This is a genomic window from Flavobacterium cryophilum (genome assembly GCF_048286555.1).
In the GTDB taxonomy this organism is placed as follows: Bacteria; Bacteroidota; Bacteroidia; order Flavobacteriales; family Flavobacteriaceae; genus Flavobacterium.
In genome coordinates, this window is the sequence record NZ_JBLVPZ010000003.1 from 1 (window position 1) to 12,942 (window position 12,942).

The window sequence follows — 12,942 nt, forward strand, 5'->3', positions numbered from 1 at the left end:
TGGATTATTAGCAACGGCAGATGCAGTAATATCAACAGGGATTGTGATAGTCACTGTTCCTGTTTTGAAACAACCGTTAGCATCTCGTACTCTCCAAGTATAGGTACCCGCGGTAAGCCCGGTGAATACTCCCGAAGCCACGTAAGTAGCGCCGTTGTCTCTTGAATATTGTAGCGCGCCTGTTCCTCCAGTTGCTGTAATGGTAAAGCCGGTATTGGCTGTGCCAAAGCAAAGTGAATTATTGGCAACGGCAGATGCAGTAATATCAACAGGGATTGTGATAATCACTGTTCCTGTTTTGATACAACCGTTAGCATCTCGTACTCTCCAAGTATAAGTACCCGCGGTAAGACCGGTGAATACTCCTGAAGCCACATAAGTCGCTCCATTGTCACTTGAATACATCAATGTGCCTGTTCCTCCTGTTGCAGTGATAGTAAAGCCGGTATTGGCAGCACCAAAGCAAAGTGGATTATTAGCAACAGCAGATGCAGTAATATCAACAGGGATTGTGATAGTCACTGTTCCTGTTTTGATACAACCGTTAGCATCTCTTACTCTCCAAGTGTAAGTACCCGCGGTAAGTCCGGTGAATACTCCCGAAGCCACATAAGTAGCCCCGTTGTTACTTGAATACATGAATGTGCCTGTTCCTCCTGTTGCAGTGATAGTAAAGCCGGTATTGGCAACACCAAAGCAAAGTGAATTATTGGCAACGGCAGATGCAGTAATATCCGTAGGGATTGTGATAGTCACTGTTCCTGTTCTGAAACAATTATTAGCATCTCTTACTCTCCAAGTATAAGTACCCGCGGTAAGTCCGGTGAATACTCCTGAAGCCACATAAGTCGCTCCATTGTCACTTGAATACATTAACGTGCCTGTTCCTCCTGTTGCAGTGATGGTAAAGCCCGTATTGGCAACACCAAAGCAAAGAGGATTATTGGCAGTAGCGGATGATACCACTATGGGTTGTGGTTCAGCCAAAACTACAGAACCGGAAGAAGTACAACCCTTAGCGTCTCTTACAACAAATTGATAGGTACCGGCCGTAATACTACTAAGATCTTCAGTACTTGCTGTAAAATTATTTGGGCCAGTCCATGAAAAAGTATAAGGAGCAAGACCTCCGGTTACAGTAAGATTTATTGAACCAAATCCGCCATTACATATGGAACTGGTAGCAACTGCGGCTACCTTTGGATTTGAGTCTACTTTAAATTGAATAGGAGCACCTGGAAAATCTTTCAATTCAGATTGTTCAGAATTACCAGAAGATCGAGTTCTAATAAATACTGTACTGAGTGAAAAACAAGGATCGCTTGCAAGTTTGAATACTTGGGTAAGGTTGATTGCACCTTCTGCATATTGATTTGGAGCGTAATCTCCACCAACACCAGTGTTGTTAGGATCGCTTCCAAATACATCAAATGGTACATGGGTAATAGTAGTATTATTCGTTATGAAAATTCTACCTAAAAATTCTGAGTGGGGATGAATTACATATTCAAAGCCACCTCCTGCTTTTGCAGTCCATACTCGAATTACTGCATTTGCATCCCCACCACCATTGGTAAATTCAATAGTGATCAAAATGTCACCGACCGTACGACCGCCGTCAGTTCCTAAACTAGTGAAACTTCCGCTGCCACCAGTAATTTCTCCAGTAGCGCTGGTAGTTGCCCCAGTGATAGTCATAGATTTCTGTAAAAACTCAAAATCAATATAACTACTACCCATGGTAACCTGACGATCACCCGCAAATAAAGCCCATAAATCAGTTGACAATCCACCTAATGCAGGATCTCCATAAGAAAAATGAACACCAGCATTTTGGATTTCATTTTTGTTTGGTGAACTACCCGGACCCCAAGTATATGTGTTGGGATCGTCATTGATTTTGTTGGATGCAGTAAAAATGCTTAAATCATTTATATACCTATCCTGTAGAAAAAAAGTTTGACCCGGATACAGTAATTCGCCCGTGAATGGGTTAATCACACCGTGACCGGCAACTGTAGGATGCTGAGAGTCAAACAAGTCACCTACATTTTCATATCCAGCAGGAGAATGCGCGAAGGCATCGCCATCAACTCCGGAACCGCTTTTAGGCGATATTACAGGTACTATACCTCTAATAGATCCTTGTGCAGTAACGGTATTATTTGTCATCAAAATTGTCACTATCAGAAGTGACACAGTAAGCCATTGGCGCCAATAAAGACACCATAATCTTGACAGATAAGCAGAAGGGTTTCTCTTATTAAATTTTTTTAAATTTAATTTAGAAATAGTGTTTTTCGTTAAAAAGCAACATATTATTTTGTTGTATAAAAAATCGAAAAACTTAAAAAATGTATTCTTTTTCATAATAATAGTATTTTAACACCATATATTTGATTTAATTAGGAAGTAAACAGACTTGGGGTAAGTACACAACTTCAAATAAAATAATGAAGGCAACAATCATCAAAAGAATATTTTTATTAAGACAATAAATACATCTTTATCATTCCACCGAAATCGATTTGTAAAAATTTATTAGATTAATTTCAAAACGATTAAATTAAATACTGGTAAAAGGTTATTATTGGAAGGTTACACATTGGGTAAATGCATCCAACCACTCTTCAGTAATCTTCAAATATTAAATAATTGAAGGGAGCCATCAAACACAGGTATATAAAATGCGGGGAACAAAATCTATATCCTAACACAAACTTAAATTCGTTTAAAAAAAAACTTAATTTTTTTCTCGTTTAAATTAAATCATTAAAATAAAATGATAAAAAAAGCAAGACTAAAATGTACTAAGTTGCTATATGACAACTTAATACGAATAATTTTTTCTAAAATAAAGTTAGGCATTACATCAATAAAGAAAATAATAAAAGACTTTAAAACGATAAAATTCTATAATTTCCGACAAAGAACACGCTCCAATAAGAAAAGCTTTACAGCCTTGAATTAGTAATCAGAAACAGATGTAATTGCTTGACAGTTAATTTGTTAGTAATAGTATTACAACAATTTTGTTAATTATAAAATTATGTTAATACCATTACATTATTGTAGCACTTTAATGAATTAAGTGTACTCATATTCATTTTAAAATCACAAATTTGAGACTTATTATTGCGGGAAAATCTACTCCAAAATCCCAGAAGAACAAATATTTATTTTGGATTAATAAAAAGCCATCTCAAATGGATTGAGATGGCTTTTACAATACAGATATTTTATGAGACTTGAGTCCGGATAAATAGCAGTTTTACGTGTAAAAATCCGAATCTTACAGAGATATTATGCAAATTGATTTTTACTATTCAATTTCATATAAAGCTCCATTTGACTTTCGGGCGCACTGCTACCTTTAGGCGTTTTTTTCACTATTTTTTTAACAGTAAGTCTTGCCATCAAATAACTGACAGTAGATTCTGCTCCTTGATTCAAATTGATGTATGTGTCTTCCAGTCCATCATAACATCCTCCGGTACAGGGGTTGTAAATGATTTGCTGCAAATGATTGTTTCCTAAAAACCAACTGAAAGCAATTTCGATTTTTTGTAGATAGGCATCTTCTTTAAAGACATAATAGAATTTGCTTAATGCTAAAATAGTATAGGCTACATCTATTGGTTGTTCGCCTCCAATGGGTTTAGGGATCGCCTCATTTTCTTTTTGCAGCCATCCTTTATTAGAAATTACTTTTATGGACTCACCTCTAAATATTTTTGACAAAAGAAAATCGAATGAGGATTTCGCAGTTTCTTTATAAATAATATCTCCAGTAGTTAGCCAAGCACACAGTAAGGCTTCGGGTAAAATGCTGTTTCCATACGTAAGATAGCTTTCAAACCAAGTCCAATCATTGTCGGATTCGTGTCTGTACATTTGAACCAATCGATTGGCCAGTTCTTTTATTAAAGCTGTATTTTGATCGGATTTATTTTTTGTATTACGATAATATATGCCTTTTATTATGAATGCCATTGCTCTTGTGGAATGAATTTTACTTACATTTAACAAAGCGGTATCTATTATTATTGTTGCAGCTTTTGCTAAATCTTGGGGTATCAAATCACTTATTGAGATCAGATATCCTAATGACCAAATCGCCCTTCCATTAGAATCAGATAGATTAGTTGTATTATTTTGATCTGTAAATTCACGGTTTTCATCTACGTAGTTCAAGAAATTACCTTCTGACTGAATACAATATCTGATAAAATTAAAATAAATATAGATGTATTCTAAATCGGCTATATCTTTTGTCAGTTCAAAATGTTGGCACATTGCAACCATTGCTCTCGCGTTATCATCTAATGTATAACCAGAATTTATATCTGGCTTGTTGATAATAGAAAACTGAATCATTCCAAAAGAAGTTGTTAATTTTTTTATGTGGTCCAAATTAATTTCGGGGATTTCATAATGCAATGAAAGTGTATCGTCTGCAATTTTTTCGAATAACAAAGCGTATGCAATTGCAGCATTTTCCCATGCTGTTGGTGCTATTTTGTGCAATCCATTGGCACTAATGTTTTTTCTCAACTGCTTGTCAAATAACAGAAGGTTCACTTCTGTGGCTAATTGTTGAATATTTCCAAAGTCTATAATAATTCCGGATTCCCCACACAATACTTCGCATGCATGTGGAATAGGAGTGGAGACTATCGGGCAACCGCAACTCATGGCATAAGAAAAAGTGCCACTTACCGCTTGGTTTGGATCTTTGGATGTAAACAAGTAAATATCGGTAAGTTGTAAATACTCCAGTAGATCCGATAGGGACAAATAACTATTTATAAATTGTACGTGATTTTGCAGTTGCAAAACTTCAATCTTTGCTTCAAGCATTAATCGATATTTTTCTCCCTCTTCTTTTACGACAGATGGGTGTGTTTTTCCAATAATTAGAAACAGGACATCATTATTTTCTTTAATGATATTGGGTAATGCATCCAGCGTGGTTTCAATGCTTTTGCCGGAACTAAGTAACCCAAAAGTGGAAAGTACCTTTCGACCCGTTAATTTATATTTTTCCTTCAAAATTACTTTATCAGAATGAGGAACTAAATGCGTTCCATGTGCAATAATCGTAATTTTTTCCAGAGGAACTCCATAGTCATTTACTAATATTTTTGCGGATGAACTTGTCATTACAATAATAGAATGAACCAATCCAGTTATTTTTTTTACATTTTCTCTTAATAATTCATTTGGATTTGGTAGTACGGTATGATAAACAATGACTACAGGTTTTTGAACCGCATTTAAAAACTGTCTAAAATCGGCCTCATTTTTTCTGAAGAAACCAAATTCATGTTGTATCAATACAATCTGAATTGCAGCGTTATAATTTATTTTGGCTGCTAAATTTTGGAAAGCATTTGAATGGTCAGTATTCAGAATATATTGTGTTGTTTCAGAGTAAACATGTTGTTCGTTTTTGGATTCTAACGGACAAATTTTTATTTTAAACGAATGTTTAAATTTGTTATCCAATGCCTTAATTAAATCTTGAGAATAAGTTGCAATGCCACATTCGCGAGGGGGATACGAAGTAATAAATAAAATTTCTGGTAACTTTTCTTTAGTCTTAGGAATATAGATATCATTCGATGTAGAGGAATGTCCTTTTTCTAGACTTCCGGTAGATCGCATATTGGAACTTTTAGTGGTGATTCTATTTTTCATTTTTTTTGTATTAAGCATTAATTCTTTCAGTAATTAAGATAGGCAACAGATGCACTACTTATTCGTTCAATGGCAAGGCTAAATAAAAGGTAAGATGTCGAAATGTAAAGTTCGAGTTACAATGTTAAAATCTGTTATAAAGTTTTGTTAAAAAGTTGTGTTATTTGCACAATATCAAGTCATTATAAATAAACGACTGAACAAATATTGTAAGGTTTTATTCTTTTTTATACTAAAATTCTTGGAGGTCGCTATAAATTTTTCACAAATTATGCTTTCGTACTATTTTTGAACTAAAAAAAGCATTCAAAATCATTATCTGTTTATGATGATTTTTTATGCAAATTTTTTCGCTTTTTTACAAAAGTTTAAAACAAAACGTGCCGTAGAATACCGTATTTCTGATTTTGCGATTTAAATGATGGAACTCAAGCCGTAAATTTTTTTGTTACGAGAATAAAGACCAATACATCGTGTGAATCTCTACCAGAATTAAAAATAGTTAAACAATAAAGAATAAGATATTCTTAAGGATGAAAATATTTTGTTGAACAGTAATATAGCGGGGGAAGGACCTATTTTTGAAGTTTTGTGTAAACTTTTTGATAGCATTTAAAATTTAACGTTTGTTCTAATTAATAGCGTATTGAATTTGGTAAAAAAAAAGTACTTTAGGGCATTAATTTATTCAATAATTATCCAAATAAATGTTTTAACCTATGAAAAGAAGATCTTTTTTAACTACTGCAACACTTGCTTCCGCAGGTTTAACCACACTTTTAATTACAGGGTGTAACTCCAATACCAAAAAAGAGGAAGATGTAGTATCTGCTGAGGATTCCAAAACGAACTTTGAACTTGATGAAGAAACCATCGGGAGTTTAAGAGAGAAATTAGCGTCTGGAAAATATACTTCAGAACAATTAGTGCAATTGTATTTAAAACGTATTGAAACTATTGACAAAAATGGCCCACAATTGAATTCGGTTATTGAAGTCAACCCTGACGCAGTTGCTATTGCTGTTGCAATGGATAAAGAAATGAAAGCGGGTAAAAGTAGAGGACCTTTACATGGAATTCCCGTTTTAATAAAAGACAACATTGATACCGCTGATAAAATGCAGACGACTGCAGGGTCTTTGGCAATGGAAGGAAATATTGCTTCAAATGACGCTTTTGTAGTGAAACAACTCAGAGCTGCAGGAGCAATAATTATTGGAAAAACAAATTTAAGTGAATGGGCAAATTTCCGTTCGACCCAATCGTGCTCTGGATGGAGTAGCAGAGGCGGTCAGACAAAAAATGCCTATATTCTAGATCACAATCCTTGTGGATCCAGCGCGGGTTCAGGTGCTGCTGTGTCCGCTAATCTTTGTGTTGTTGCGGTTGGAACTGAAACAGATGGTTCTATTGTTTGTCCTGCATCTGTAAATGGTGTTGTAGGCATTAAACCTACTGTAGGTTTGGTCAGCAGATCTGGAATTATTCCTATTTCAAAAACGCAAGATACGGCAGGTCCAATGGCAAGAACTGTAACGGATGCAGCAATTTTATTGGGCGTTATGGCTGCTATTGATAGTGAAGATTCAGTAACGCTTGAAAGCAAAGGAAAGACTCAAAAGGACTATACTACGTTTTTAGATGTAAATGCTTTAAAAGGCAAACGCATCGGAATTGAGAAAAAACCGCAAGGAAATAATAAATACATGAATAAACTTTTAGAAGACGCTAAAGATCTTTTAAAAAAACAAGGTGCAACCATTATCGAAATTGACTATTTTGATAAAATTAATGCTTTGGGTCAAGCCGAATTTGAAGTTTTGCAATACGAATTTAAAGACGGATTGAATAAATATTTAGCTACAGCCAATGCAAAAGTAAAAACCTTAAAAGAGGTAATTGATTTTAATAGTGCAAATGAAGATAAAGCAATGCCTTATTTTAAACAAGAAACATTAGAGAGCTCTAACGCAAAAAAAGGATTAGAAGATAAAAATTATAAAGAGGCTTTAACAGTAAGTTTTGAAGGAATGAAGAGGATTTTAACCACCATTTTTAACGAAAATAAGTTAGATGCTATTTGTGGAATTACCATGGGCCCCGCTTGTAGTATTGATATGATTTACGGGGATCGTTGGGGAGGCTATTCATTGACTTCTCCTGCTGCTGCTAGTGGTTATCCACACATCACAGTTCCATGTGGGATGGTGTATAATCTTCCTGTTGGATTGTCCTTTTTTGGAACTTCATATATGGAGGGAGAATTAATAGGATTGGGCTATGCATATGAACAAGCATCTAAAAAGCGAGTTACAGCCACATTAAAAGCTTCTTTTTTATAAAATATTAAAAACAGTAAAAGGGCAATAGCAATTCGCTTTTACCCTTTTACTGTTTTTTTATAATAGGCGCATATTTCAGTAATAGAACATTCAGGACATTTGGGTTGTGGTCTACAAATTTCTCTTCCCAGGAATGAAATAGCCATTCCAATTTCGCCCCAAATTTCTCTGGGTAACACTTGCATGAGTTGTTTTTCGGCTTTAATTCCGTCTTTAGTTTCTGGCATTAATCCAATTCTGGGTGCCACTCTAATAACATGCAAATCGGCAATAATACCTTCCGTTGGAACTTTTGCTTCACGCATAATCACATTAGCTGATTTTCTTCCAATGCCTTTTAGTGCAACCAAACTTTCCATAGTAAGTGGGATATTTTTATCTTTTTGGATGGCTTGCGCTAATTCTATAAGCCAGCTCGCTTTGGTACCAAAATTCCTAACTTTAGAGATATAGGGAATCAATGCTTCCCGATTAGAAACAGCTAAACTTTCCATATTTGGATAGGCTTCAAATAGAATAGGGGCAATTTGATTAATATTCGCATCGGAATCTTGTGCAGATAAAACGACCATTACCACAAGTTGGTATAAATTAGAGTATTCTAATGGATGTTTTCTCCCTTGATATTTTGTTAGAATAGGTTCTAATTTTTCAGCCCAGTCAGTAGTATTTCCAAATAGATCCATGGTATTATTCTTTGAAATCCACAGATAAAGAATTCACACAATAGCGTTGTCCGGTTTTGGTTGGTCCATCATCAAATACATGTCCGAGGTGACTGCCACAATTTGCACACAAAATTTCCGTGCGTTTCATACCGTGAGTCACATCTGAAATATATTCAACTTTTCCCGGAATAGATTCGTCAAAGGAAGGCCAACCGCAATGCGCATCAAATTTAGAGTTACTTTCGAACAAAGGTTCATTGCAGGCTCCACAGCAGTAAGTTCCCTTTTCATAGTGCAAATTATAGGTTCCAGTGTGAGGGGATTCTGTTCCTTTTTGTCGAAGGATTCGATAGCGTTCCTCTCCCAATTGTTGTTTCCATTCTTGTTCTGTTTTTTCTAAAGGATATTTCATGATTTCAGATTATTTATTTTACAGATAACGTTGTTTAACAGTTATTTGTTTTGAATGAATTGAATTGTTTTTTCAATTATTTTAGCGTTGCCAAGAATTTTCCGATGACCTAATCCGTTAGTTAAAATTAAAGTTCCATTTTTTAAGTGTTTATGAATGTGTATTCCCGCTTGTACCGGAACTTCTGTATCATCATTATCATGGATTACTAAAACTGGAATAGTAATTTCCTTGGCAGCTAAGTAGGCAGAATAGCTGTCCATTTTTTCTTCGTATTTTTTTTCGAAATGCAAACGTAGAAGGGTGCTTATATTTGGTTTCAATTCTAATTTAGCTACAAAATCATCCATAATATCTTCCACAATATCGCCGCTTCCAATAACTACGGCATGCTTGACCCGCAACCCTTTTTTTACAGCATTTAAAACAGACATTCCGCCCAGTGAGTGGCCAATTGCAGCTTCAAACGGTCCAAATTGCTTGTCTATTTCTAAAATTGTAGCGATAAAGTCAACCATAATGGTGGTTTTTCCAGGCGATTTTCCATGTGCAGGTGCGTCAAAACTAATAGTAGAATATCCTACTTTAAGTAATTCATCCGCTATCTTGAATAGTTGTGTACCGCGGCCAGACCAACCGTGAACCAGTAAAATTTTTTTTTCGCTTTTTCCATACTGATATAATACCACTTCTTTATCAATTGTAGGAATTCTGACTAATTGTTGCAGACTATTTCGCTCCATTTCTAATTCTCTTTTTGGAATTTTGTGTTTTATTGGAGTAGTAAATAATTTGGCAGCAAATAATGTAATCAGTTTTGGCGAAATAAAAGAGATTAATTTACTGGTTAATAAGATAACCTTAGGAATTTTCAATGATTGCGTATGAATAGAAGTTTTTTTTGTCATTTTAATAAATTTTCATGCGAGTTATTATGTTAATTTTTTTTTACTAAATTTAGAAAACATAAAAGTAGTATTTTTTATAAAGTTTTAATGGGATTAATATAAAAGGCTCAAATAATAAATAGTACACAAGTATATAAATTAACTGAAAACAACAAAATTTCATATATGGAAATATTTCATATCAGTGCAGAGTGTTATCCTGTAGCAAAAGTAGGTGGTTTAGCAGATGTGGTGGGGGCTTTACCAAAATATCAAAATAATGCAGGACATCTTGTAAGAGTTGTAATCCCCTGCTATGAAACAAAATTCAAAAAAGAACATGATTTTGAATGTGTACATTGGGGTCATGTAAAATTGGGAGACTTTAATTTCCCTTTTAATATTCTAAAAGAAAAAACTGATGTACTTGGATTTGAGTTGTATTTGGTTGAAATTCCAGAATTATTTGACCGAAAAGACGTTTATGGATATGAAGATGATACTGAGCGATTTTTATCGTTTCAAATAGCCACATTAGATTGGATATCAGGTAGAAATGAAGTTCCAGATGTTATCAATTGTCACGATCATCATTCCGGATTAATTCCTTTTATGATGTTGTATTCTAATAAATATGAAAAACTACGCAATACACCAACGATGATTACCATTCATAATGGTTTGTATCAAGGACAGTTTGGATTTGATAAATTGCATTACATACCAGAATTTGATTTGGCTCATGTGAAAGTTTTAGAATGGGATAAGTGTATTAATTCCTTGGCTGTAGCCATTAAATGTGCTTGGGCCGTTACGACAGTTTCACCAAATTATCTGAATGAAATCAACTATTCCGCCAATGGATTAGAATCATTGTTTAATCTAGTACGTTACAAATCCAAAGGAATTTTGAACGGGATAGATATTGAAGTTTGGGATCCGGAGCAAGATGCGATGCTGGAAAAAAATTATTCGATTAAAAATTTCGAAAAAGGTAAACAGGAGAATAAAGAAAAATTGTGCAACCTCTTTAATTTAGATCCAACCAAACCGCTTTTTAGTTTTATTGGAAGATTATTAGAAGAAAAGGGAGGTGATTTATTACCACATGCTGCCGCTCTTGCATTATCAGAGAACTATCAACAACTTAATATTTTGATTTTAGGTTCAGGAAATACAACTATTGAAAATCAATTAAATCGTTTATTACAAGATTATAAAGGGAATTACAATACGTTTATTGGTTATAATGAGGAATTAGCGCACTTGATTTATGCTGGCTCTGATTTTCTATTAATGCCTTCACGAGTAGAACCTTGTGGTTTGAACCAAATGTATTCGCTCCGGTATGGAACTATTCCTATTGTGCGGCGAACAGGTGGATTAAGAGATACCGTAATTGATTTTGGTGATGATGGAAACGGTATCTGTCACGATCAGGCAACGGTAGGAGATATTTGTTATTCGATTCAAAGAGCCCTAAACTTATACGATGACAAAGCGCATCTCAACAAAATACAAAAAATAGCGATGAACACTGACCATTCTTGGGAGCGTGTTTGTCAGGAATATATAGAAATGTACAATCTAATAATTAACAAGAAATGAAAGTTAAAAAGAAAAATGTTATTGCCATTATTTTAGGTGGAGGACAAGGTTCCCGATTATATCCATTGACAGAATCAAGATCCAAACCTGCAGTGCCAATAGGAGGTAAATATAGATTGGTTGATATTCCTATTTCAAATTGCATGAATTCCGATATTTACAGGATGTTTGTGTTGACGCAATTTAATTCAGCTTCGCTAAATGCACACATTAAAAATACGTATAATTTTAGTATTTTTAGTCATGCCTTTGTTGATATTCTTGCCGCCGAACAAACGCCTGATAACCCAACCTGGTTTCAAGGTACGGCAGATGCTGTAAGACAATGTATGCCTCATTTCTTAAATCATGATTTTGATTATGCATTGATACTTTCCGGAGATCAATTGTATCAGATGGATTTCGATGCAATGTTAGAAGAGCATATTAAAAGAGAAGCCGACATCACAATTGCTACTTTACCGGTTAATGCGAAGGATGCTCCTGAATTTGGAATATTAAAAACAAACTCCGAAAGTTGTATTGAATCTTTTATTGAAAAACCTGCCAAAGAATTGTTGCCAGAATGGGAATCTGATGTGAGTGAACAAATGAAGAGCGAAGGCAAGCATTATTTAGCCTCGATGGGAATCTATATCTTCAACAAAAAACTATTGGTAGACATCATGTCCAATAAAGAAACAAAAGACTTTGGTAAAGAAATTATTCCGCAAGCGGTAGGTCATAGAAAAATATTGAGCTATCAATACGAAGGATATTGGACTGATATTGGTAATATAGATTCCTTTTTTGAGGCTAATATTGGATTAACGGAAGATTTACCTAAATTTAATTTATTCGATAACGATAATAAAATCTACACAAGACCTAGATTATTGCCCCCTTCAAAATTCCAAAAAACAATGGTTGATAAATCGTTAATTTCCGAAGGTTGTATTTTGAATGCCAAAGAAATAAACCATTCCGTAATCGGGATTAGATCCAGAATTGGAGACGGAACTATAATTCAGAATTGTTACGTAATGGGGAATGATTTCTATCAAAATATTGATGATATGAATGAAGACCTTAAAAACGACAGACAATTGGTAGGAATTGGGGAACGATGTTTTATAAACAATGCTCTTGTAGATAAAAATTGCCGCATTGGTAATGATGTTTACATCAATGGAGGCAATCATTTAGAAGATTTTTCGAATGAATTGTATGCCATTAAAGACGGAATAGTTGTTATTAAAAAAGGAGCAGTTATCCCAGACAATTACATCATAAAGTAAATTTAAAATTATTTTTTCTTACATTAATATTTTGCTTTTTTTTAACAA

Annotated in this window: 8 protein-coding genes; 3 read left to right on the plus strand and 5 right to left on the minus strand. The window is 34.4% G+C overall.

Features of this window, described 5'->3' with window-relative positions; translation table 11 throughout:
* Nucleotides 1–2,172, minus strand: a 2,172-nt coding sequence (locus ACNQGJ_RS06820; protein ID WP_417971378.1) for a SprB repeat-containing protein, incomplete at its 3' end; no start/stop codon positions are given.
* Nucleotides 2,173–3,303: 1,131 nt separating this feature from the next.
* Nucleotides 3,304–5,700: a glycosyltransferase gene (locus ACNQGJ_RS06825; RefSeq protein WP_417971380.1), complete on the minus strand. Its 2,397-nt coding sequence runs from the start codon at nt 5,698–5,700 to the stop codon at nt 3,304–3,306.
* A gap of 719 nt (nt 5,701–6,419) precedes the next feature.
* Here ACNQGJ_RS06825 and ACNQGJ_RS06830 point away from each other — a divergent pair.
* Complete coding sequence (locus ACNQGJ_RS06830) at nt 6,420–8,042, plus strand: amidase (protein WP_417971382.1); 1,623 nt, start codon at nt 6,420–6,422, stop codon at nt 8,040–8,042.
* Between the two features lie 38 nt (nt 8,043–8,080).
* Here ACNQGJ_RS06830 and ACNQGJ_RS06835 read toward each other — a convergent pair whose 3' ends face one another.
* From ACNQGJ_RS06835 to ACNQGJ_RS06845, 3 genes are read right to left on the minus strand one after another with little or no spacing between them, the layout of a single operon-like run.
* The gene (locus tag ACNQGJ_RS06835) at nt 8,081–8,728 is read right to left on the minus strand and encodes an endonuclease III domain-containing protein (protein ID WP_417971384.1); all 648 of its coding nucleotides are present in this window, start codon (nt 8,726–8,728) and stop codon (nt 8,081–8,083) included.
* Nucleotides 8,729–8,732: 4 nt separating this feature from the next.
* Nucleotides 8,733–9,122, minus strand: coding sequence for a peptide-methionine (R)-S-oxide reductase MsrB (msrB, locus tag ACNQGJ_RS06840; RefSeq protein WP_417971386.1), 390 nt, complete (start codon nt 9,120–9,122; stop codon nt 8,733–8,735).
* Between the two features lie 41 nt (nt 9,123–9,163).
* Entirely contained in the window at nt 9,164–10,030 is an 867-nt protein-coding gene (locus tag ACNQGJ_RS06845) for an alpha/beta fold hydrolase (RefSeq protein ID WP_417971388.1), read from the minus strand.
* Nucleotides 10,031–10,195: 165 nt separating this feature from the next.
* Between ACNQGJ_RS06845 and ACNQGJ_RS06850 the strand changes: the two genes are divergently transcribed.
* Both ACNQGJ_RS06850 and ACNQGJ_RS06855 read left to right on the plus strand, forming a co-directional pair.
* Nucleotides 10,196–11,617, plus strand: a complete 1,422-nt coding sequence (locus tag ACNQGJ_RS06850) for a glycogen synthase (RefSeq protein ID WP_417971390.1) — start codon at nt 10,196–10,198, stop codon at nt 11,615–11,617.
* Entirely contained in the window at nt 11,614–12,894 is a 1,281-nt protein-coding gene (locus ACNQGJ_RS06855) for a glucose-1-phosphate adenylyltransferase (protein WP_417971392.1), read from the plus strand. Before ACNQGJ_RS06850 ends, ACNQGJ_RS06855 begins: the two co-directional genes overlap by 4 nt.
* Nucleotides 12,895–12,942: the final 48 nt, after the last annotated feature.